21 protein-coding genes are annotated in these 23,704 nt (G+C 39.5%); 12 read left to right on the forward strand and 9 right to left on the reverse strand.

What is annotated here, in order from left to right; translation table 11 throughout:
• Positions 1–2: 2 nt before the first annotated feature.
• The 3 genes from LBYS_RS16295 to coaD are packed head-to-tail and all read left to right on the forward strand — an operon-like array spanning position 3 to position 1,515.
• Positions 3–677, forward strand: coding sequence for a MotA/TolQ/ExbB proton channel family protein (locus LBYS_RS16295; RefSeq protein WP_013409947.1), 675 nt, complete (start codon positions 3–5; stop codon positions 675–677).
• On the forward strand, positions 677–1,075 hold the full coding sequence (locus LBYS_RS16300) for an ExbD/TolR family protein (protein ID WP_013409948.1): 399 nt from the start codon (positions 677–679) through the stop codon (positions 1,073–1,075). The genes LBYS_RS16295 and LBYS_RS16300 overlap by 1 nt, the downstream gene beginning before the upstream one ends.
• Positions 1,072–1,515, forward strand: a complete 444-nt coding sequence (gene coaD, locus LBYS_RS16305; protein ID WP_013409949.1) for a pantetheine-phosphate adenylyltransferase — start codon at positions 1,072–1,074, stop codon at positions 1,513–1,515. Before LBYS_RS16300 ends, coaD begins: the two co-directional genes overlap by 4 nt.
• Here coaD and LBYS_RS16310 read toward each other — a convergent pair.
• Positions 1,512–2,690 carry a T9SS type A sorting domain-containing protein gene (locus LBYS_RS16310; RefSeq protein WP_013409950.1) on the reverse strand — a complete coding sequence of 393 codons (1,179 nt, stop codon included), beginning with the start codon at positions 2,688–2,690 and terminating at the stop codon, positions 1,512–1,514. The genes coaD and LBYS_RS16310 overlap by 4 nt on opposite strands.
• Positions 2,691–2,877: 187 nt before the next feature.
• Between LBYS_RS16310 and LBYS_RS16315 the strand changes: the two genes are divergently transcribed.
• The 4 genes from LBYS_RS16315 (at position 2,878) to LBYS_RS16330 (ending at position 10,113) form a co-directional block, all read left to right on the forward strand.
• Positions 2,878–3,594 (forward strand): SOS response-associated peptidase, encoded by a 717-nt coding sequence (locus LBYS_RS16315; RefSeq protein ID WP_013409951.1) that lies wholly within the window; start codon positions 2,878–2,880, stop codon positions 3,592–3,594.
• A 100-nt stretch (positions 3,595–3,694) separates the two neighbouring features.
• On the forward strand, positions 3,695–6,709 hold the full coding sequence (locus LBYS_RS16320) for a beta-L-arabinofuranosidase domain-containing protein (protein ID WP_013409952.1): 3,015 nt from the start codon (positions 3,695–3,697) through the stop codon (positions 6,707–6,709).
• Between the two features lie 115 nt (positions 6,710–6,824).
• Positions 6,825–8,837, forward strand: a complete 2,013-nt coding sequence (locus LBYS_RS16325; protein ID WP_013409953.1) for an ATP-binding protein — start codon at positions 6,825–6,827, stop codon at positions 8,835–8,837.
• A 43-nt stretch (positions 8,838–8,880) separates the two neighbouring features.
• Positions 8,881–10,113 carry an alkaline phosphatase family protein gene (locus LBYS_RS16330; RefSeq protein ID WP_013409954.1) on the forward strand — a complete coding sequence of 411 codons (1,233 nt, stop codon included), beginning with the start codon at positions 8,881–8,883 and terminating at the stop codon, positions 10,111–10,113.
• Between the two features lie 144 nt (positions 10,114–10,257).
• Here the strand turns inward: LBYS_RS16330 and LBYS_RS16335 are convergent, their stop codons facing one another.
• Both LBYS_RS16335 and LBYS_RS16340 read right to left on the reverse strand, forming a co-directional pair.
• Positions 10,258–10,650: a hypothetical protein gene (locus LBYS_RS16335; RefSeq protein WP_013409955.1), complete on the reverse strand. Its 393-nt coding sequence runs from the start codon at positions 10,648–10,650 to the stop codon at positions 10,258–10,260.
• Positions 10,651–10,866: 216 nt separating this feature from the next.
• Entirely contained in the window at positions 10,867–11,301 is a 435-nt protein-coding gene (locus LBYS_RS16340) for a hypothetical protein (RefSeq protein ID WP_013409956.1), read from the reverse strand.
• Between the two features lie 350 nt (positions 11,302–11,651).
• Here LBYS_RS16340 and LBYS_RS16345 point away from each other — a divergent pair, with 350 nt between their 5' ends.
• On the forward strand, positions 11,652–12,554 hold the full coding sequence (locus LBYS_RS16345) for a helix-turn-helix domain-containing protein (RefSeq protein ID WP_013409957.1): 903 nt from the start codon (positions 11,652–11,654) through the stop codon (positions 12,552–12,554).
• Positions 12,555–12,917: 363 nt separating this feature from the next.
• Here the strand turns inward: LBYS_RS16345 and LBYS_RS16350 are convergent, their stop codons facing one another.
• Both LBYS_RS16350 and LBYS_RS16355 read right to left on the reverse strand, forming a co-directional pair.
• Positions 12,918–13,454 carry a hypothetical protein gene (locus LBYS_RS16350; RefSeq protein ID WP_013409958.1) on the reverse strand — a complete coding sequence of 179 codons (537 nt, stop codon included), beginning with the start codon at positions 13,452–13,454 and terminating at the stop codon, positions 12,918–12,920.
• 106 nt (positions 13,455–13,560) lie between these two features.
• Positions 13,561–14,244 (reverse strand): hypothetical protein, encoded by a 684-nt coding sequence (locus LBYS_RS16355; RefSeq protein ID WP_013409959.1) that lies wholly within the window; start codon positions 14,242–14,244, stop codon positions 13,561–13,563.
• Positions 14,245–14,419: 175 nt separating this feature from the next.
• Here LBYS_RS16355 and LBYS_RS16360 point away from each other — a divergent pair, with 175 nt between their 5' ends.
• Both LBYS_RS16360 and LBYS_RS16365 read left to right on the forward strand, forming a co-directional pair.
• The gene (locus tag LBYS_RS16360; protein ID WP_013409960.1) at positions 14,420–15,124 is read left to right on the forward strand and encodes a LytR/AlgR family response regulator transcription factor; all 705 of its coding nucleotides are present in this window, start codon (positions 14,420–14,422) and stop codon (positions 15,122–15,124) included.
• A complete protein-coding gene (locus tag LBYS_RS16365) occupies positions 15,124–17,094 on the forward strand; it encodes a tetratricopeptide repeat-containing sensor histidine kinase (protein WP_013409961.1) in 1,971 nt (656 codons plus the stop codon). Before LBYS_RS16360 ends, LBYS_RS16365 begins: the two co-directional genes overlap by 1 nt.
• A 310-nt stretch (positions 17,095–17,404) precedes the next feature.
• Here the strand turns inward: LBYS_RS16365 and LBYS_RS16370 are convergent, their stop codons facing one another.
• From LBYS_RS16370 to LBYS_RS16385, 4 genes are all read right to left on the reverse strand, one after another.
• Complete coding sequence (locus LBYS_RS16370) at positions 17,405–17,857, reverse strand: hypothetical protein (RefSeq protein WP_013409962.1); 453 nt, start codon at positions 17,855–17,857, stop codon at positions 17,405–17,407.
• An 856-nt stretch (positions 17,858–18,713) separates the two neighbouring features.
• Positions 18,714–18,887, reverse strand: coding sequence for a hypothetical protein (locus LBYS_RS19340; protein ID WP_013409964.1), 174 nt, complete (start codon positions 18,885–18,887; stop codon positions 18,714–18,716).
• Between the two features lie 1,693 nt (positions 18,888–20,580).
• A complete protein-coding gene (locus LBYS_RS16380) occupies positions 20,581–21,360 on the reverse strand; it encodes a hypothetical protein (protein ID WP_013409133.1) in 780 nt (259 codons plus the stop codon).
• 168 nt (positions 21,361–21,528) lie between these two features.
• On the reverse strand, positions 21,529–21,891 hold the full coding sequence (locus LBYS_RS16385) for a hypothetical protein (protein WP_013409966.1): 363 nt from the start codon (positions 21,889–21,891) through the stop codon (positions 21,529–21,531).
• Between the two features lie 587 nt (positions 21,892–22,478).
• On the opposite strand from LBYS_RS16385, the gene LBYS_RS16390 reads away from it, so the two are divergent.
• Entirely contained in the window at positions 22,479–22,883 is a 405-nt protein-coding gene (locus LBYS_RS16390) for a kelch repeat-containing protein (protein WP_013409967.1), read from the forward strand.
• A 23-nt stretch (positions 22,884–22,906) separates the two neighbouring features.
• Positions 22,907–23,398: a hypothetical protein gene (locus LBYS_RS16395; RefSeq protein WP_013409968.1), complete on the forward strand. Its 492-nt coding sequence runs from the start codon at positions 22,907–22,909 to the stop codon at positions 23,396–23,398.
• Positions 23,399–23,704: the final 306 nt, after the last annotated feature.

Raw genomic sequence — 23,704 nt, forward strand, 5'->3', positions numbered from 1 at the left:
GTATGCTCCTGAACCTCCTACTTCAAGTCACTGACAGCACTGCTGTAGCAGCTCCGGTTGAAATCAATTACTTCTCATTATTACTCAAAGGTGGATTCGTAGTATATCCAATTTTGGTCTTATTACTCATCACCATTTATCTGGGATTTGAAAGATACTTCTTTATCAAGAGTGCTTCGCAAATGGATTCCGGATTTATCCGTTCTCTAAAAGATAATCTAGTAAGAGGAGATATCAGAGCGGCATCTGCTTTGGCCAAAGGAACAAACAAACCCATTTCACGTATACTTGAAAAGGGGATTAACCGTATCGGTAAGCCGGTAAAGGATATTGAGAGTGCCATGGAAATTCAATCCAATCTAGAAGTTTCTAAGATGGAGAAGAATATGGGTTACCTGGGATTGATTGCCGGGGTGGCTCCAACTCTTGGTTTCGTGGGTACCATTAGCGGTATCATCCGTATCTTCTATGAGATCTCCACTACAGGTAACTTTACCATTGAGACGATTTCAAACGGTCTATATGAGAAGATGATCGCATCATTCACAGGTTTGATCGTGGGTCTTATAGCTTATGCCCTGTACCATGGAATCAACATGATGATAGATAAGTTCTCTATTCATCTACAAAGTACCGTGATGGATTTCTTTGATACACTAAATGAACCTACACGCTAATGAAACTGAAGAGACAAAGAAGATTTCATGCGGAGGTTCAAACGGCCTCTTTGAATGATATCATGTTCTTCCTGCTCCTGTTCTTTTTGATCGTGTCTACTTTAGGAAGTCCAAATGTCATTCGATTGATGCTGCCCAAAACCTCTGAATCTACAAATGAGGTAAGTAAACAGCCTATCACCTTGTCCATCACAGAGGATAAGAGATTTTTTATAGACAGAAAGCAGATTAATTTCCCTGATCTGGAGAATGCCGTTCTTGAGGCAACCAGTGGGATGGAGGAGCCAACTGTAGTGCTGCGCGCCGCAGAATCTTTAACCATTCAGGATTTGGTGGATGTCATGGCCATAGGTGCCCGACTAAAAGTGAGAATGGTATTAGCAACAGACGTTAAATGAAAAGGGTAGCATTTTTTCCGGGATCCTTTGATCCTTTTACAAAAGGACATGAGGATATCGTTCGAAGAGGACTTAAGCTCTTTGATGAGATCATTATTGGTATTGGTACAAATTCTGCAAAGAAGAGATACTTCGAAATTCCGGAAATTGAATCCGCTATAAAACGCGCATTTCAGGATGATGAACGTGTAAAAGTGGTTCATTATGATGACTTGACCGCTGCCGTAGCACAGCAATATGGTGCAAGATTCATTATCAGAGGTCTTAGAAATACCACTGATTTTGAATATGAAAACACCATTTCTCAGGTTAACCGTCAGTTAGTAGCAGACCTAGAAACGGTCTTTTTGATCACTTCTCCAGAGTTTGCGCCTATAAGTTCAACGATTGTTCGAGAACTGCATAAATTCGGAGCTGATATCTCATCTTATATTCCTTAAATTTTGATAAAAGGTAGGGTAGTATTCCCTATTTTTAGATAATATTTTCCTGAAGAGAGGAATTCGAGAGGAATCTCGGATTCCCCTTTTTGTATCTGCCCATTTGTAAGGATTTTTCCTTGCTGATTAATGATCTGATAGGGAAGGGCTTCTTCAGAGGTCTCTATTCTTATTAGATTAGATGCAGGATTAGGATATAGAGAAAACAGGGGTGATTCTGCAGAATAGGTTCTATCAAACTCATAAAAATTCAGGGCCCATCCTATCTGGTAAAGGACTGCCAAGGTGGCTTGTCCAGGGAATCGTACGCGTACTGCGGGTCGGATGGAAGGATACATCAATTGATCATCTGAATCTAACCTTTGGGCTTGAGAGAAATGTGAAAGACTTGCGCCTGAAGAGAAGGGAACTTCGGTATGAAGCATGATTCCATTTGAGGCATATTGTCCTTTTTCTATGGCGAATCTTACATCACCTTCGGTAATGGCATGTAGGAGGTTTTGGGAGTCATTAGTATAGAATCTGGGGTTTGCTATTTCGTTACCCTGTTCATCTCGCATGAATTTATCGTAGATAAAGGGAATATTTTGGATTCCCCATCTAACATATGTAGCTTCATCTTCTGAGAATGAACTCATGAAACCAATTCCGTGAGCCACTTCATGTAGAACAACTGAAACCATGTCATATTGAAATATGCTTCCTGTACCGGTAGGTGGTGCCCAGTTCGCCTCTGAATTAATACGAAGTATAATATCCGCTCCATTTCCTGTCAGGTTTTCCCCTTGTATGGCTTCTGCTAAGGCGGACGGGTACCAGGTTTCTTTGAAAGGTGCATTCTTGAAATTCTTATATACTTTATCTGCACCTGCACTAGCCAAAGTGCGAGGATGCATACTTTCCCAATACACATGGATATGTATGGGAATCTTGCTGATCAGGATTTGTTCCCAAATGGCTAAGGCTTCTTCCACATTTTGCTGTACTCCTTCAGGGACCGAATGGTAGGTTGGGATGAATTTAGAGGTAGGTTTAGCTGAAATTCTAAAGCCAAGAGATTGATTTATATAGAATGCTCCTCCATCGCCAGCTGGACAATCTATATGAAGACCCTGAGCGGATTCTTGCGCAAAGAGAGGAAAAGACAAGCCTAAGAGCAGTACAATTCTAAACATGCACTAAAGGTAAGGAATTTTGGGGTCAAATCTCTAGGCCGAAACATTGGTCCATATTATAAATATACGCAAAAAAAATGTTCAATGCAATAGTTTTCAATTTATTAAGTTTTGGAAAGGCGGTATTGTAGCTCTAAATTTTGATACATTGCTCTTTTTTTATGAGTTTTGAGATTATTCGTTTAGTATGTGTTATCACGTGACCTTACTTCCGGGGAATTTTCATAATCTGGTAGATGTAACCGGGGTAGCTCCTATTGATCCAAAGAAAGGGGACAAGTTGTACAAACCGGGCTTCCATCTGAATGGTTTTGACCATCCTCATCTTCCTGTGATTCTTCCTCAAGGCCTGGATATGTATAGATGGGGATTGATTCCACATTGGGTGGAGGATACCTATAAAGCAAATACCTTAAATGCAAGGAATGACGAATTGTTTGAGAAGGTATCCTACAGGAATTATTGGTCCAATAGGTGCTTGGTGGTAGTTTCAGGTTTCTTTGAGCCACATACCAGAATGGGTATAGCCTCTAAGAAACAAAAAACGGAAAGTTGGTTCATCAAGCATAAAGAAGATCCCATCTTGACTTTAGGTGGAATCTTTTGCGGTGGTACAGTTTCAATCATCACAACGGATGCCAGTCCCTTGCTTTCTGAGATTCATAATGATGGTAAAAGGATGCCACTAATATTGAGTAATGAGGCTATTAAAGAACGATGGTTGGATCCGAAATTAGGCATGAAGGATATGTCTAGGATCATGGATTCCTACCCTCCGGATGAAGAACTAACCGCCTATAGAACCATTGACGGGATTATGAATACTCGTCTGGATACTAATGTCCCTGAAGCTATTTTACCCTTTTCAGGTACAGATTCAGGCCTCCTAAGTTTGTTTGATTGAGGACTTTGCCTCTGTTAATATCGTTGAATCATTAGCTAAAAAAGACTCATTTCTTGAGTTCTATTCTTCCTAGTTTTGTACCTAGTAATGAAATATGAATATGTATAAGATTGTATTGGGTATTTGTGCTTTCTTAATGGTTTGTAGTAAGCCATTGCAAGCACAAGATCAGATTTTAGATGGCATAGGTGAGACGGCTATGATAGCGCGTTATATTTTTAATGGAGATACCAGGGATTGGTCCCGAAATAATCACCATGCAAAGGTAGAAGGGGGACAAGCCCGTTTCATAGATGATGCGAGATTTAAGAAAGTGATAGCCTTATCTGGAGGCTCGTATGTAACTCTTCCTTCTGAAACTTTATCCGACTTAGAATCCATCAGTATTTCTGCCTGGGTGAACATAAAATCCAAAGAAGAAGGACAGCGACTTTTTGCTTTTGGTAAGGATGCCAATAAACAATTTTCTGCAGCTCCTACCGGACTGAAGGGTCAAGATGGTTTCCATGCTTTGTTTACTGCAGGATCCTCAAAACCTGCCAGTTCTACTGCTATTGAATTGAACAAGTGGGTTCATGTAGTGGTGGTGGTTGATATTACTTCAAAAACGTTAACTACTTATCTTGATAATAAAGCCCTAGCTGAAGTTTCAGGTATCCCTCAGGAGCTTGATGCGGTATTAGGTCAAACCAATACCTTATATATTGGTAAATCATTGACTGGAGGAGATCCTACCTTGAATGCTTTAGTGCATGACTTCAGAATTTACAGGGTTCCATTGACTCGTCGTCAAGTAGCAGGTATTTACTTTGGGGCTAATAAGTCTCAGGAAGGAGCTGTAAATGTAGGAAAGCCGGAAGAAAACCTCCCGCAATTTGGGAAAGAGGAGTCTCAACTTTACCATAAATACTTGGTGAAGGTTTCAGATATTACGGTGGAAACGGAGGTAGGTAACTTGCCAAGGCTTCCTTCGCATGTACCTGCCCAATATTCAAATGGCTTGAAACTAGATAAAGTTAGGGTGATTTGGCCTGCGCCAACGGATAACTCCTCTGTACTAGAGCCAGGGAAATACACCATTAGCGGGAAGATTGCAGGTTCTGATTTTGTACCTAAAGCAACGGTAATAGTAAAAGCAGATAAGAAGGTTACTCCAAAAGCAAAATTGGCTGCATTCCCTTTGAGTGCCGTAACCTTAGAAGCCGACCGTCATCAGCACGATACAAAATTTATTGAGAATAGAGATAAATTTATCCAAGGATTAGCTAAAACAGATCCGAACTCCTTCTTATACATGTTCCGTCACGCTTTTGGTCAGAAACAACCTGAAGGGGCAAAGCCATTAGGCGTTTGGGATAGCCAAAATACGAAGTTGCGCGGACATGCTACCGGTCACTACTTGACGGCCATTGCGCAGGCATATGCAAGTACAGGTTATGATAAAAACTTACAAGCGAACTTTGCAGGCAAGATGGATCAGCTGGTAAATACCTTATACGAGTTATCCAGACTTTCAGGTACTCCAAAGGTACAGGGAGGAGAGGCCGTGGCAGATCCAACTAAAGTTCCTATGGGTCCAGGTAAGACGGAATATGATTCAGATCTAACTGACGAAGGTATCCGTACGGATTATTGGAATTGGGGCAAAGGGTATATCAGTGCCTATCCACCGGATCAGTTTATCATGTTAGAGCAGGGTGCGAAATACGGTGGTCAGAAGAATCAAGTTTGGGCTCCGTACTATACATTGCACAAGATCCTTGCCGGTCTAATGGATGTGTATGAAGTGAGTGGCAACAAGAAGGCTTTAGACGTGGCAGTAGGTATGAGCGAATGGGTGCATGCCAGATTAGCGGCTTTGCCTCAAGATACTTTAATCAAGATGTGGAACACCTACATTGCAGGTGAATATGGTGGAATGAACGAGTCCATGGCGCGTTTGTTCTTCTTGACCAAGAATGAGAAGTTCCTTAAAACCGCTCAATTGTTTGACAACATCAAGATGTTCTATGGAGATGCAAGTCATTCTCATGGTTTAGCGAGGAATGTAGATACCTTTAGAGGCTTACATGCTAACCAACATATTCCGCAAATTGTAGGTAGTATAGAGATGTATGCTGTGTCTCAAAATCCCGACTACTATTTCATTGCTGAAAACTTCTGGCATAGAACCGTTAGTGATTACATGTACAGTATAGGTGGTGTAGCAGGTGCCAGAAATCCGGCTAATGCGGAGTGTTTCATTGCTCAACCGGCAACTATCTACGAAAATGGCTTCTCTCAGGGAGGGCAAAACGAGACCTGTGCTACCTATAACATGCTAAAATTGACTTCCAGTCTGTTTATGTTTGATCAGAAGGCAGAATACATGGATTATTACGAGCGCGGTTTGTATAACCATATTTTAGCTTCAGTAGCGAAAGACAGTCCGGCAAATACCTACCACGTGCCTTTAAGACCGGGCTCCATCAAGCAGTTTGGAAATCCGAATATGACTGGATTTACATGTTGTAATGGTACTGCTATTGAAAGTAATACCAAGTTGCAAAACTCGATATATTTTAAAAGCTTAGATAACTCTACGCTTTACGTTAATTTGTTTATACCTTCTACTTTGAATTGGGAAGAAAAAGGAATAAAGGTGGTGCAAACTACAAGTTTTCCTAAAGAAGATCAGACCAAGTTGAGAATAGAAGGCAACGGCAAGTTTGATTTACAAGTGAGGGTGCCTGGTTGGGCGAAAAAGGGCTTTGTGGTTAAGATCAATGGTAAGAAGCAAAAGATCAAAGCTACTCCAGGATCCTATGCTAAGATTAGCAGAACTTGGAAGAACGGAGATGTGCTGGAGATCACCATGCCTTTTGAGTTCCATTTGGATTATGTCATGGACCAACCGAACATCGCAAGCTTATTCTACGGTCCGGTACTGCTAGCAGCTCAGGAGACAGAGGCCAGAAAGGAATGGAGGCAGGTTACCTTTGATGCCAAAGACCTTTCGAAAAACATCAAAGGAAATCCGGAAACCTTAGAATTTACCATAGACGGCGTGCAGTTCAAACCTTTCTATGAAAGTTACGGAAGGCACTCGGTTTACCTAGACGTTCGATTAAAATAAGTTTCAGCCCCGGTAAATGCCGGGGCTTTTCTTTCTAATTGTTTTGTGATATGCCTGCTGGTCTGTAGATTTGAATGGAATCCACATCCTATGATCATTATATTTTATCTTTAGAATGAGATTTCTAATTAGTTGTGGATTATTATTATTCTGTTTATGCTCGTATGCGAACCGGGCTGATTCTCTATATCATGCCATATCCTCCACTACAGATGATGTGCAAAGAATTAAACTTTATAGAGAGCTTCTAGAGCATTTAATGCAAAAAGAGGTTCTTGATACTTCCACTATCACCTTTTATGCTCGATTAGGTATTGATCAAAGCTATAAGTCAAAATTTGAAGAACATTTGCCCTATTTCTATAACACACTGGGGTATATGTTCAAGTTTAGTAAGGATTATGATAAGGCACAAATCATGATTCGAAAGGGTTTGGAGATTGCGCAAAAATTAGATAATTCTACAGATATTTCTAGAAGTGGTTACACCTTAGGTATAGTTTATTTAGACCAACAAAAAGTGGGAGAAGCCATCTCTCAGATACAGCAGAATTTTAAGCATTTGAGGCAGTTTCCGGACGACTATTATTCGCATGCCAATTACCTCTTGATGGCGTATCTAACCTTGTCCATGGATAACTACCAGCTTTTCCAATATTTCTATGAAAAAGCCTCAAGGTTATACGAGTATGGAGAGAGTAGTAAGCGTTTGATTTATGATTTTAAGATTAGAGATTGTCTCCTAAAAGGAAAGGTGGAGGAAGCTGATGAGGTATTAGAGAAAATGCTTCTAGAGTTTCCACCCCAAAGTAGAAATAGTGCCATAGAAATTCCTGAAATGTATCTCAATGTAGCTGATGCATATATCCGACAAGGTTTCTATAAAAAGGGGGTGGATTTGTTAGAGCAGGTTTTGAGTGTCAAGCATGGTGAGAATGACTACCCCATTTACAAGTGCATGACTCTATTATCTCGAGGATATATTCAATTAGAGAAAATTGATCTGGCTGATAAGTGGAATAAGATTGCCTTAAGTAAGGCTCCTAATATGATTTTGATGGACCATCGTTTGATGGCTCTTGAAAATGATGTATTTATCAAGCAGGCTAGGGGACAATATGCAGAGTTGAGGGGTGTACTGTTAGAACTAGGGAAATATAAAGACAGTGTAAATTCAGCTATTAACAATAAAAGCTTTTTGCTGGTTTCTCTACTCCAGGATTACGATGAGATGGAGGAAGATTTTGATCAAGTAAAAAGCTTGAATTTAGAACAAAAGGAACTACTTCAGAGGGATAAGCGGATTCGAATTCTTCTATTGGTGTTATTAGGGCTAATGGTCATTTTTACGGCCACAATATATAGATTCTATAAGAAACTAGACGAAAGGAAGAAGGAGATACAAAGAAAGCGCTGGGAGCTAGCTTCACAGGCCCAGGTTTTGAGTGAAGCTAATCTGCAAAAGGACAAGTTATTATCACTGATAGGACATGAACTTCGGAGTCCGGTGGCAGAGCTGATCAGTATTCTGGAAGTGAAAAAGAGGATAAATAAATATGAGTCGGCTATTGATTATTTAGATAGTATATATGTAAAGTCAAAGAGGGTTCACCAGACTTTAGAGAACATTCTGACCTGGTCTGCTTCACAATTAAAGATGCAAGGGTCTGCAACTGTCCCTATAGATTTAGGTAAATTAGTGAGGTACACGCTTGAATTTACAGCTGAGTCATTAGGTGAAAAGCAATTGAAGGTGAATAATAAGGTCAAAGATGTTTGGGCCATGGGGCAGGAAGCTGAAATGCTGATTGTACTTAGAAATTTGATCAACAACGCCATAAAATTCTCTCCAGAGGGAGGAAGTATCCATCTTTACTCTTATCAGGAATCAGATTTACTGCACTTAGTTATAGCTGACGAAGGTGAAGGTATGAGTGAGTCCGTTTTGTCTACCTTGTTCACCACTATACAACAAAGTGAACGGGGTACTTTTGGAGAGAAAGGAACCGGAGTAGGATTGTACATTTGCGCCGACTTGATGCGCGGTATAGGAGGAGATATTAGAGCCAGGCGCAGGCCTGTTGGTGGCACAGAGATGGTGCTAATTTTTCAGGCAGCTGAGCATTGAATTATAGGGTATCCCCGTATATTGTGCTCAAATCCTGTACTTGATGAAATTACAATTACTTCTACTCCTATTTCTAGTTACATTTTCAGTTAAAGCCCAAAAGAAGAAGGCCTTGATGGTCATTGTGGATGGGATTCCGGCGGATCTTCTTGAGAGTACGGCTACTCCGAACATAGATCAGATCTCTGCTATAGGAGGATATAGCAGGGCATATGTGGGAGGAGAGCGGGGGACTTACAGTCAGACTCCTACTATTTCTGCCGTTTCCTATAATAGTATGCTCACCGGCACCTGGGTTAATAAGCATAATGTTTGGAACAATAGCATTACAGCACCTAACTACCATTATCCTACCATATTCTATTTGATAAGGAAACTACGTCCCGAAAAGAAATTGGGGATATTTTCCACATGGACGGACAATAGAACAAAGCTTTTGGGAGAAAATCTTCCTGAAACTAATTATTTAAAGCTTGATTATAAGGTAGATGGTTTTGAATTAGATAAGCAAACATTCCCTCACGATGATCAGTCGGATTATATCAATAAGATTGATGAAGAAGTGGTGAAGAATGCGGTTCATATCTTGAAGGCGGAGGCGCCTGATTTGTCTTGGGTTTATTTACAGTACACGGATGATATAGGACACAAGCAGGGGGATAGTGAAAAGATGAAAGAAGCTATTCAAAAGATGGATCGGCAAATGGGGGATTTGTTTCAAGCCATTCGGTTCAGGGAGCAATATATGGGGGAGGATTGGTTAATGATTATTGTGACTGATCACGGTAGGGATTTCGTGAGGGGATTGAATCATGGAGGTCAGAGTTTTAGGGAGAGGATGAGTTGGGTAGCCACAAATTCTAAACAATTAAACGCTTACTTTGATGTTTATACTCCGGGGATAGTGGATGTATTGCCTACTGTTGCCAGGCATTTGGACTTAGATATTCCTAAATCCTACACCTATGAATTAGACGGGATACCTATGATTGGTCAAGTATCACTTGCGGAACCTCGAGCTATCAAGGTAAGGGATAAATTGAGATTGGAATGGACGCCCTTAGAAAAGGAGGGTAAAGTTAAGATTTATATAACTTCAGAGAATAATTTTGAGAAGACGGGTCAATCAGATCCTTATGAATATTTAGGGGAGTTTGAGTTAAGTAAAGGAAAAGCGGAGATCCTCCTTTCTGAGAAATATCAAGATTCTAAATTCCTGAAGATAGTGTTGGAAGGAGAGAAGAATGTGGTGAACAGGTGGATCATCAGGGAGTGAATGGCTCGTAAGATCCATGGTTTGTTAAAGGTTATATATAATGGCTGAAAAAATAAGGACTAAAAGGTAGGATTACAATGTACCTCATAGTCCTTTTTTAGTGGAGAAAAGCTAGTGGCCTTTCTTCGTGTCGACAGATAAGGCTTACCTTTTATAAACCCAAGTATACTTTGTGCCTTCACTAACTAAAGACTTGATAAACTCTTTTTCGGTGAGTTTTTCTATAGTGAAATCTTCTCCGTTCCATGATACAATTTTTCCGTCATTTTTGAGTGTCCACTGGGCTTGGGTGGGATAAGGTCCTCCGCAGGTATAATCAGGCATGCGGACGTAGGTGTTGAGATCTAAGACGCCGTCAGGGTTAAAGATGAGATTGGTTTGTTTTACACAGTCGTATGCTTCCCCTCCATTGATAGACCAGAAGTACCAGGTACCTGCAGTCAGCAATTCTTCAGCGCTTGATTTTGCATTTACACTTTCGTTATCGCAGGACGAAAAGAACAAAATGCTTAATAGGATTACGTTTAGTGGTCTCATGTGAATTGTGATTTAGTTGGTAATCATGAAACGCGATTAAAACACAGGTAGTGCCTTGATAATGAAGATTTAAGCCAATTTTAATTTGCTTAAAATTGGGATAAATGAGAGTAGGTGGTAAGTTAAAAAAAAGAGGGTTTTAAATGGTCAGGCTGGGATTTATTGCCGAAAGCGGCAGTTGTGGGAAAGGTGTAGTTTAGTATATAGAGACAGAACTTATTCTACGATGTTTACCAGGAAAAATGAGCCAAGTAGTATTAGGGGAATGCCTAGGAACAACCAATTCATATCACTGCTATAAGCAGCTAAAGTGACAGTTGCAGCTAAGCCATATGTCCTAAGTCCTAGTTTTCTAAACTGTTTTGCTTCGGCTTCATGGTAAACGTTTTTTGGGATAGCAGCTAACCAAGGAAGTAGAAATTGGGTAAGTCTTTCTTTGGTATTTAAGGGAGGCTGCAGGACCTGTTCTTTTACAATTGACTCAGAAGAAAGGGTGTCAAATAGTACTTTTTCTTCTGCACTTAGGGTTCTGTACTTGAGTTCCTCTTTAGCTAATTGAAGGGCTAGAGGAGTGTACTGGTTTTTGTGGTAGAGCATTTCAAAAAGAACTTCATTAGGAAGATCCTTTAATCTGTTTTTTAGTTTTTCCATAGCGGCCAACTTATGGTTAAATAGAATAGGACCCGAAATAAGCAGATAATGAGTATATTATAAAATGTTTAGGTGCAATTTTTATTGACTGGTACCAAAAGGGTATTGAAAATTCTTCAGAACATCACTAAAGTTAGTACCAAATAATAAATTTTCTTATTAATGATTTGTGCCAAAAAATGTGATGAATTGCAGGTTTGGTCGTTTTTAAGATGGTTTTCGAAGGATAAGTGTAACTGAATTTTTGGGGATTTTGGTGCATTTGAACTTCAAGAATTTGGAGTGGGATTTTTTCATTTGCATAATCTGAAAAAGTGTTCTAGTTTTCACGTGACTTATGTTTGAAAATCATGAAAACTCCCTACCGTCTGATATGGAATGCAAAAGCCAAGGAGGTGAATTATCGGGTACCTTCTTGGACTCTTTATCCTTTTCCTATTGCCCAGTGGCAAGTAGAGACGCGTTTCCGGGAAGGTATGGTTTTTCATCAATCTTTGACCAAGGATTCCTTTCATATTGGGGTGGTGGAGGTCATGGATCTGTATAGTTACACTATTCATTGTCAGAAAGGACGGGCATATATAATATTTGTCCTAGGTGGGTCTGCACTTATGAGGAATAAGGAGGGCCTGTTTATTGAATTCATGCGAAATGGTAGATTTCGTATTGGGGTTACGCAAGATCAGGAGCTGTTTTTGGAATTGCCATTTGGAAAACTTAGTATCCTTACCATGAGCATGGATTACGAATTGTTCAAGGAATTGAGTAGAGATGACAGTGATGTAGATTGGACAAGAATACTTTTCGTGCCCATGGATAAATTTGTCAAAGACCTGCTTTTAGATCTTCAAAGGAGTGCTGCACAGGGGAGTTTGGATACAAAAATTAAGTATTTCTTTAACTATCTTTTAGACTATTACAAAAGTAATCTTCCCGTTTGGGAACAGGATGAGATGTGGAAGGTCCGTAAATATATAGATGAGGACTTCCAAAATCCTGAATTAGATCTCAATGCTATTGCAGCCCGAGAGGGGATTCCAGAAACCAGTTTTCGTCAGCAATTTCACAGGGCTTATAAGGTTACTCCACATCATTACCTTACTTCACGAAGGCTCCAACACTATTTGAAGAATTATTCAGATGTTTCACCGGCATTGTGCTATCTGGAATGCGGATATAATTCAGAGTCTGCATTGCGGTATGAATTGAGGAAGTTTGGGATTGCACCGCAGGTGGTGTCTAAGAAAGTTTAGGGGGCGAATGGGATTCACCTTTTTGGAGCTTATCATTCTAAATAAACGGCTCTTTTGCTGAGGGAGTTTGTCCTGCATGCGTATTTATTTTAATAGTAAGGTGGAAGTTAGGAATTTCTAATCATTTTTCTGGTTGAGGAAGAGCCACCGGGGCTTCGGCTCCGCTCAGCCACCGGTGTGGGGATTCTTTTTCGCTCAGCCACCGGGGCTTCGGCTCCGCTCAGCCACCGGTGTGGGATTCTTTTTCGCTCAGCCACCGGGGCTTCGGCTCCGCTCAGCCGCCGGTGTGGGATTCTTATTCGCTCAGCCACCGGGGCTTCGACTACGCTCAGCCGCCGGTGTGGGGATTCTTATTCGCCCCCATCATCCCTTGTTGGTTTTAGGAGGAATGGGTTGTGGGTTAAGTATGGGCTTGTCTATAGGACGAACCTTTACGGGAGGGATTTTCGGAACAGGAGAATAAGCTAAGGTGTTCATCCCTTTAACTTCTGCGTTCCATCGGAAGGATTCTTTGCTTCCCATTCTTTGATAAATAAATAGGGAGTAGGAGGTCTGTTCTGCCACTAGATATTTTCCTCCTGCTAAATGTTCAGGATGAGGCTGCACGTCCAGTCCAGAGATCTCCCAACTACCATCTTTTCTGAGTTCTGTAGTTTTTATGGTTTTATTAGCGTACAGTACGTGGTCGCCTTGCACCTTATAGGTCATGTAAAGTTCTGCTACCATTTGGGCGTCTGGCCTCCATACACTTCCTGGCATCTTAGCATATGGTACTCCTGTCAGCGTCAGGGGTAATCCGTTTAAGGTTCTTCCTGAAGTGTACCCCTGAATCTGGGGTGTCGTAGGTCTTTGGGCTTCACAAGTGGCTAGAATGAATAGCCAGAGAATTAGAGTTTTCATATTGCAGTTAGATTAAAGTGGATTGATAATTTTTTTGGAAGAGTAGTCGCCCGGATTAAACCAGGTGACTACTGCTGAATTAGGCTATAACTATTAATTTATGGATTTACTTCTGTTCATTGAATGTGCCGTAGTAGATCTTGAAATTTCGGTAGTCGTGGTAACTCACATGAAGTTTTCCTTCATGTAGAAACATGATTTCTCTATCATTACTCAGTCCGGCGATCTTATCATTGTATGCTGCCAGGTTTCCAATATTGGTATAAGATCCTTCTCTATCAGCTTTAGGGAAATTAGTGCCTAGCTTCATACTTCCTGCATCAAATTGATAAAAGAAACTTTGGTGCAAAACACTGCCATCTCCGATATAATAGGTGCCGGAAAAGGTCTTACCTGAAAGTTGATTGTTTTCGGCTTTTTTAATGAGGTGGAATTCTTCGTAGGTATAGTCGTCAACCACCAGGTTAGTGGTCGTTACTTCGCCTTTTTCGTTAAAAGTAAGTAGTATGTTAGGGGAATTTATCTTTAATGTGTTATTGTCCACGACAGTATAATTAGAGTTCCCGATTTTAGATAAGGTAATGGTTTTGACTTTCTCTCCAGGTTCAAAATCGAATAGTCTGATCTCATTTTTCGAAATCCCAAAATTGTATTTCACCTTAGAAAAAAGAAGGTATTGACTTAAGTCTGCTGTGTTTAAATCAAATTTTTGAGGTTCTTTTTTCTCTTCTTCACAAGAGGTTAGAACAATCAATAGCAGCCAGATGGTGTTTTTTAGCAAAGTTTTCATTGTGAATATTGTTTAATATTGTGTATTTAGTAGGGGTAAGGCCCGTACTCTGATCAAAGCTATTCCGTACCTTCTAGTCTCACAATGAACTCTAGACCATCGACCATTTAAATCGATGAACGTCTTCCTTTCTGTTTGATTTTCTTTATATTTGATAGTATATCCGCTATAACTTATGACTTTCCGATGCATCATCGTAGACGATAATGAGGTAGATCGACTTACCGTTTCTGCTTATGTAAGGAGATTTCCTTTCTTAGAGATTACAGGTATTTATGGTTCTGCGGAAGATGCATTAGCAGATATCCAAAGTTCAGATCCGCAAGTGCTTTTTTTAGATATTGATATGGGCGATCAGAGCGGTTTGGATCTGAGAAGAGCTTTGTTGGAGGTTGAAGCTTGTATTTTTATCACTTCGCATCCGGAATATGCCGTTGATAGCTTTGAGGTAGCGGCCCTGGATTTTTTGGTAAAACCCCTTCATTTGGATCGATTTACTGCTTCTATGCAGCGATTAGAATCCTATCTAGAGATTAAGAATAAGTCTCATCTCTTTGATCATAGTCTTCAGGGAGATACCGTATTTATTAAAGATGGACAAAGGCAACATAAAGTCAGATTGAGTGAAATACTGTATCTGGAAGCCTTAAAGGATTATACCAGAATTGTTACTACTGAGAGGAAGTATACCGTTTTGTCTACCTTAGGAAATTTGTTGAGAGAGAGTCCTTTTACCGGCTTTGTACGCTCACACCGGAGCTTTGCGGTTCAGCCCCACTTTGTGCAGGAGATCAGTAGCAATGATTTACTGGTAAATGGAATAAGCATTCCCATAGGCAGAAGTTATAAAGATCAAGTTTTACATCAAATTAGAGGCTGATGTCACGTTTATGTATCCTTCTGATTTTTTTGACCCGGTTTGCTTTAGGACAAAGCAAGGTGGATAGTTTACAGATGGAGCTTCTAACCGCAAAAGATGATACTAACAAAACCCGATTGTATTACAGGCTTTGGCAAATACATAGAAATGTGGATCTGGAAAAGGCTAGTAAAATTGCCGATGAAGGCCTGGCACATGCAAAGAAAATAAAATGGGACAAGGGTATTGCCGCATTTTATACCAGTAAGGCTGAGGATTTTGGGAATAGCCGACAATTAGATTCTGCAGAACACTACCTTAAAGAAGCTATCAAGATTTACGAAAGGATAGATTTTCCAAAGGGTTTGGCAGGTGCTTTAACAAACCTCTCTGCGCAATACGGGAATTCATCTGACTTCATACGGGCTACGGAATATGGATTTAAGGCCTTGTATATCGCTCAAGAAATTAGAGATACCTCTTATATTGTTATTGCAACATCTAATCTAAGTAAGTACTTCTATGATCATAGCGACTTTGGCAAAGCTAAGGAGTATGCAAATAGAGCCCATAAGTTAGCTACTGAAGCAGATTTGGGGGAACAGATAGGTGAAACTCTGACCATGTTAGCCATGTGTGCGGCTGCTGAAAAGGATACCCTTGGAAGTATTGAGATGTATAAGAAGGCCTTGCAGATCTATGAGGAGTGGGAATTACCTAGAGAAAAAGCTTCTGTCTATGCAAATCTGGGGGTACTATACTCAGATTATGCTAAAAAGATAGAATATTCGAAAAAGGCCAGGGATATGTTTCTGGAATTAGATCTGGAAAAGTATCCCGTTGCCATCTCCAATTATGGGAATATGGCGGTGGACTATTTTAATCTGGTGCGATTTGACGTGAAGGATATTCCTCCCTTTGGTACAAAAGAAAGATTGAACCTGGCAGAGGAAAATCTGAAAAAATGCATACAGTTATTAAGAGAAACCGGAGATGCCGGAGGATTGGTGCACTTTCTCAAATTATACGGTGAACTGGAAGAATATAAGGGGAATTATAAGGGGGCGATTGATTTATATAAAGAGAGTTTTACGTTAGGGGATTCTTTGTATTCTCAGGAACATAAGAATAGAATAGCCAGGTTAGAGAGTGAAAAGACCATTGAAGAAAAGAATAGGGAAATCGAGATCCAACAATTAGAATTGAGTAATGCGCAACGTACGCGGGCAGCCCTTATAGGTGGAGCGGCTCTATTGTTCGTTATTGGAGCCTTGCTATTTTATCAGAATAGGATGAGGGCAAAGTCAAACGAAGCGTTGAAGGCCTTGAATCAACAACTCGCAGAAGCAAACCAAATAAAGGCCAGATTCTTTGGCATTCTAAGTCATGATCTTCGTAGTCCGGTGGCGAGTTTGATTCATTTTTTACAGTTGCAAAGGGAGGTTTCAGATCTGAAAAATTCCGAACACCTACATGGGATCATCACAGACTCTGCGGAGAATTTATTAGAGACCATGGAGAGCGTATTGCTTTGGAGCAAAAGTCAAATGGACCATTTCGTTCCGCAAAAAAGGGAGGTGCAACTTGCAGATCTCTATGCCTATATCAGAAAGAACCTGACCTCAGATAGAATCTCCTGTGATAGTGGAAATGTGGAGCAAATATTCACAGATCCGGATTATCTTCAAGTGATCATGCTGAACTTGAGTAGTAATGCACTGAAGGCCGTGCAAAAGCAGGAAGATGGGATGGTAGTTTGGGATGCTTCTTTGGAAGGGGATGAAGTATTACTTTCTGTGAAGGACAATGGCCCGGGGATGAGTGCCGAGCAAATAGAAACTTTATTCAGTAAGGAGACCATCATTAGTGCGAAAAAAGGATTGGGGCTTCCTATTGTTCGGGATCTTGCGGAGGCCATTGGGTGTCGACTGAAAGTAGAATCGAAGATAGGAGAAGGGATGGTGGTCTGCTTGTACTTAAAGCAGGAATAAGTCCTTTGAAAATCGCATCTGTGATCTTTAAGGTTTTGATGATAGAGAATTATTATGCCCACAATAGGTGACTATGCACTTACTCTAATAAGCTAAACATAGATCCTTTGGTGTGAAAGTGAAGCGAATTATATATAATTGCTGCGGGGTGTAGTATATGATAATGGAGACAATTCTTGAGCAGACTCATAGGTTTTGATAGGGAATTGCTCAATGAGTGTATCCAGCTAATACAGAGATTCAGTTGCCTGTTAGGTATGCAGCTTATTTGAAAACAATGTTACTCCTATGATGTGATGGGGGAAATCCTTCAAGTACCCCTCTGGAGAACATAATTGAAGAACTCTATTCTTCCTCCTCTCAGATACAAGGGTATTACTATCCCTATGAAGATCGCAGACAATAAACCCAAGATTGTACCGATGATGTAAACCCTTCTCTTTCTTTTAATTTCTTGGGGCAGCATCTCATGGTTGTAGGGGACTGGCTCTAATTTTTTTAGTAATAAATAGGTTATTATTAAGATAGGGGAAATTAATATAAAGCCGTGCAGTAGCCTTACAATAGTTGGTCCGTCCTCACTCAAAAACGATGTATAGTTCAGATGGCTGGATATATTTGCTATCATAAACAACAATGTCATGTAGTAAGAGAGTAAAAAAACGCCAAACTTAATTCTTCCGTCTATTCCGCCAGGCTCATTTCCTTGGGTAGTTGACCAATAAAATGCAAAGTCTCTAGCATCAATCAATATTTTTTTCATCGATCTTTTCAAAAAATTATGTGTTAGAATCTTATCCCCCCAAATTAAAATTCAACTTTTACATAAAGAGGAAGCTGTTGTGTGTAAGCTCCCCCGAAAATAGTACGGTTTAAAAGTAGAATATTTTCTTCCTGAAATTAATACTACTTTTGTAAGCTCCCTCTTTTTAGACTGTACTAAAAAGGTGGAGCTTACATACCCATTTCTAGAAATTCATCAACAACCATCATATTTCCTTCTTTAGAGATTGACTTTTTTTTAAAAGGGAATCCTTAATTTGAATAGCTAATTCTTTTTCTGCAACTATCCTTTATAGAGCCTCATTTTCACGTCGTGGCTCCCTATACTTCTCAGTCCGCTTCACTAATACCTCCTCCTCTCTCTAAACCCTTCTTGCCCACGCTTTCTAATGTCATTCGCCATTGATAAATACTGGCAGTTCAAACTCCAAATTCTCGCTAAGAAGCACTAACCTCATTTTGAGTTGAATGAAGAACTATTCTTTCCTTCTCTTCAGAACTCCATGTTTTGCGATGTTTTGACATACACAAATCTAATAAATAGTTAACTTAGTTTTTTGACCGATTTTTTATCAAGCTATTAGGAAAAGGGTTGCCGAAAATCGACAACCCTTATATTATTAGTCAACTAGTATGACATACTTTGGAGCAATAATAACATCCATTAATTTTCTTAAGGGGATGCCTTCTCTTCGCAGTTGTAACTGCTAAACTGCATGAAGAATGATAGCCTAACTCGTCATAATTTAGCTTAGGTCTATAATTACAATCTTCTGAATGCACCTCATAATCGCCGTTTGACTGAGGTATTAAATTTAAATAATACTTTTTCATAATTACTTCTTTTCGTTTCTAACTGATTTAAACTTACCACCTGTTGTTTTTGCATCCATAAACCTACCCGTTTCGGTGTCTCTCTTAACAAATAATCCTGTTTTAGGATTTTCTACTTGTGAACGATCTTTAATCGATCCGTGGCGTCCACCGCCTTTAGTTCCATTTGTTGCCATGATTACTAATAAATTTTAAATGATTTAAATAATACTGGTAGCAATGAGCCCAGGTGTAGTTTTCAGAAACGCAAGAAAAAGCATAATTAATTTGTTGGTTTAACAACAAATTGTAGCTTTGCGGCGTTTTTAAGTAAGAAAACGCACGGTAGCCCGAAACAAGATGGATTAGTCTTGTTTAGATTCTACTACCAAAAATCTACAGAAAAATGCTCTCGTGGTCGCCAAACTTTAAAGAGCATTTTTCTTACTTAGTATCCTCTCTTTGTAATTTTCTGGTTATAAAATAGTATAAATATTCTTTTTTTACGAAAAGGAAATTCCTGTCCTTAAGGTTTAAGGTTTCAAATCCTCTGCCAATTAACTTTTTTATGACAGATTGTCAGCTAATATTTGTTTGCGAACCTGTAGTTTACTATAGATTTATTCTGCAAATTACCCAAACAGGCATCTTTTTGATAATTAGCAAGTAGTATCTGGCTAATATTATAGGATTCATGCCTGTCAGTCCCTTTCATATTGTGGCAGAATTTATGTCACAAAAATCTGTAGATCTTACATGATTCCTACATCATAGGTTCCATTAGACCCTTCATTCTCCGCAGCACACCTATCTCTCGTAATATAGCCGCTTTCCGCTCCGTATTCCTGCAGGCTTTCAGGCTGGGGAACTATGACGTATCATATGGTTCTGTAGTCTAGGCCCAAAAATGACACGCTTTGCTTACTTAAGTGTATAAAGTGTACGTAAAACAGCGACTTGACAAATCCTGTATTGGTCGGGTTTAGTTTAGAGATAAGAAACTGGATCACGCTAATGGTCTTTTGGATAACCGTCTATTTGTAGCTATTATACTTGGTAAGCTAGTTTTCTGCTCGCAATAAGTATCCCGCTTTTCGGTTAATTACTGTAAGCCAACTTTGTTTTCCTATAAGTTGTTCTACTCGTTTCAGTACTTTCACCTTTTCTATCAGGACTCCACGTCATAAAACTAGCTCTCTACACTTACTAGGGGCTTCCGTCAGAGGGATCAACCGGGCATTGGACTGGCTCGGTATTTCTCCGGATTCATAATGCTGGTATATGTTGGCACCCAAATCCAGCACCTCTGCCATCTTGATCGCTGCAAGCTGGTATTTTTCCGGTATGTTTCTTATTTCTTCAATAAATGGCAGGTTATGCTTTTTCCTATACAGGTGGTACTTCCGTTTTTAATATTTTTCGTCCAGTTTATCGCTGGTGAACTGCTGCCGCGGATTCTTCACCATAGTGAATGAGCACACTGAACATGTCTTTCCTAAAAAGACATCAGCTCCTCCTTAATTTTATTTCCAGCAGCTTAACGCTGAATGGACTCGGTATCTACTTCATTTCTTTGAGGGTCCTAAGGGGAATTAAATTGGGTAATCTGCTGTAGGAAACGAGAGGCAAAACACCCCATGGCCGGCATAACCTAAAGTTATTTGATATCTATCCTGCTGTTTCACCTTCTTGCTAAGCACTAACAGGTCATTGCCTATTGCCTAGGAGGAATAAGTCCTGTGGCATCAAAAGTCTGTTGTTGGGCTCCGTTTCGCCACGCTCCACTGCGCCCAACAACAGACTGAAACAAAATGTATTTTGTCTCTTTTTAGACTGTACTAAATAGGGGAGCTTACACATACACAACACACATAGCCATTTAACAAACACTTATTCGTAATATTCATACAATAACCGCTCTTTCTCTTTCCACTCTTGGCTTGAAGTGTTAGTTCTTTCAAAAATAATTTGCTCGCTTGGGTATCCCTGATTATTTAGGGTGCTTTCTATTCTGATTTCAGAATTTTGCAAGAACAAATTTATGTTTGATATGAGATTTTCGGAGAGCGAATGGTAATGATCACCTGGTATGCGTAGTACTTGTCTATACACGCGATGAAGAGGGTTTTTGCCACTGCCGTATTGGAAGTCATATTCCTCCAGAAAATTGTTTGTTTGCAATCGTAAAAATCCAACATTTCCCCCACGCCAAATGAGTGAGATATTTGACAACTGAGTTACTTCATTTGATTCTTTTTTCTCCCTTATGATGTGGGTAACTTTATTTCCTCCTTCGAGATAGTAGTAGCGTTGTATAATTTGTTCTGATGCTGGTAATTTAGGCTGATTTACAATAGAGGAAAGTTTGCCGTCTTTATACTCATAGAATTTAGTGGTATCGTTAGAGATAGAAGTCCTTAAGGTATCATTTTTATAATGAAAAGTTTCAGTCCACTGTCTATTTCCATAGTTGTAAATTATACTTTTTAGCGTCAAACTATCCATATATGAAAATTCAATATGGTAATTACCCAACTTTGAAATTGCTGAAATTTTTTTAAGTAAACCTGGTACTGCAGCTGGCCCTGGTTCAGTGGGATGTATTCTTCTATCTTCCTTGCATGAGGATAAGAAGCAGATAGTAAAAAATTGTAATAGGATATACCTCATAGTGGAAAGAAACACTTTGGTTTGGATCTTTTACTGAGATTTATTTGCATTCCTATTTCAAAAGAAGGTTCCATCCATACTGTATTGTGGTTTGCTTCAGTAAAGATTTTGAAATAGTTTCTTCCAAGCTCTAAGCCGGCGCCAACCTCTGGTAGAATATTGTTTTGTTTAGTCTTTGGGATTTATGGTGGGTGCATAATTTATCCATCTGTTGTAGTGTACGCCGCCAATAAGATAAAGTGCAATGAGATTTCGGTGCTGGTATCTATTACCCAAGGGCGTGGAAGGTTTTATTAAATAATAGTGCGTATTGATTCCCATCGTTACTTCATGAAAATCTTTTATTGGAGGAATATACTCCATTTGTGGACTGATATAAAATTTTTGGTTTAATGAGAATTGTGCCCGAATTCCTATGCCAAAGGTTTGTAATGCAGCATTATAAGTACCCGCCAAACCGGCACTTGTCTTGGATTGCGAATGTGCTATTATTGGAGTTACGTATACTAGGGCCAGCAAGAGATACTTCATATAGGTAAGAAAGGTTCCACTTTGCAAACTACAAAGTGACGATGTATTTTCGTCAATGTCCACTGTTTATTTTATTCAAGGGAATTCATCTGGCCTAAAAGATTTATTTAGAGGTCCTTTCAGTTCAGTACCGTTTAATAAAAAATCTCTTTAATGCTTTTTTTGATTTGATAGTGCATCTAGATTGCCGCATCCTTTTTGACGCCCTATGAATTACATTGCAACTATCATCTTCCTTAAATGCGCTCGTGATGAACCACATTTAAATGTGCATTTAGACACTCCCTGCTTTTTTTGCTGACGTGATATGTGGCTAAAACAGTCGCCTAATCATCTTTATACTCACTAGGCAACTTTTTAAGTATTCACATTTTATATTTCTTGTCATATGGCAAGGTACTGAATCATTTATATGACACCAAAACACCTATTCTATTTATGAGAGTAAAATTTACCGTCATCCTCATCTTCTTATTTCACCTTTCTGCTTTAGCTCAATCGCGATGGGAAACGACTAAAGTTTACGGAAAAGAGAGTTTTTAAAAGCGCACCTTTGCTGTGGCAGTATAAAGACAAAGTGTTTCTGTATGCAGATAAAAGTGGTGTTGAGATTTTTTAAAGAGCAAGGTGATGACCATATGTTCGTAGGTTCAGCCGATGAAAAGTCGAATCCTGTGATACGAATTGACGCTCTAAAATGGGTTACTGATCAAGGGCTTTGGTTATTTGGAGGTGTTTCCTCCACTAGTAATGAGCTACTAAATGATTTATGGTTTTACAGCTTTAAAGCAAGCAAGTGGCAAAAAATAGAAGTAAAAGGGAAAATTCCTGGTCCTCGAAGAGGAGCTGGTGGGTGGATTGACGAAAAGCAAAATTTATACTTATTTGGAGGCTTTTTAGATTCGCCATTAACGGAAAGGTCAGGTAACTTTTCCAACGAAATCTGGTGTTTCAATACCTTAGAAACGAGTGGATTGACAAATCAAATATAAATTCTCCTTCGGCACGAGTAGATATGGCCATATGGTCTCCAAATCCAGCAGAAATTTATTTGTATGGAGGATTTGGTTATGACAAGGATTACAAAGGTAGTAGGGTTCTAGCTGATTTTTGGAGATATAATTCTACGAGGGGAGAATGGGAGGAAATGTCCAAGGAGTCGCATTCGATTGAAAGAGTTTTGGGAGAGGGCGGTAGGATCATCTACCCGGGATATAGAGTTAAAGCAAAACATTGGATCGATGGCGATGGAAATTTGTGGCTTGCTTTTGGTCAATCCATTATTTCAAGTGAGAAAATAAGTATTGAACCATTTATATGGAAATACGATACCAAGAAGGGAATCTGGTCATATACATACGTTGCAAACGACCCAATTATCGAATCTGCGGAACTCATTTGGATGCCCTTGGGGAATAGAATTGAAATGATTTTTCCAAATTCTTTAAACAAGGATTTTCGATTCAGTGTTAAACCCGAATTATTACAACTTAATTTAAAAAATTAATGAGAGTCATTATTTTCTTGTCATTATTTGTTGTTTACCAAGTATATGGACAAAAGACCCCATTTGATAGAGTCCGCCATCACCGAATGCTGCTAGTATTGGAAGGTATTCGTTAGCGCCTGTAAATTTAAGTTCAGGATCCATTTCGCCAAATGTAAAATTATTTGAAATAGATGAGTATGGACTACCATTAGATATATCTGCTAATTATTCATATCGAGGGTACCGTCCGTCGGAATTAACTGGAATTCTAGGAAATGGATGGAATTTATTAGCTGGTGGAACAATTACAAGAACAGTAAATAG

Source organism: Leadbetterella byssophila DSM 17132 (assembly GCF_000166395.1).
In the GTDB taxonomy this organism is placed as follows: domain Bacteria; phylum Bacteroidota; class Bacteroidia; order Cytophagales; family Spirosomataceae; genus Leadbetterella; species Leadbetterella byssophila.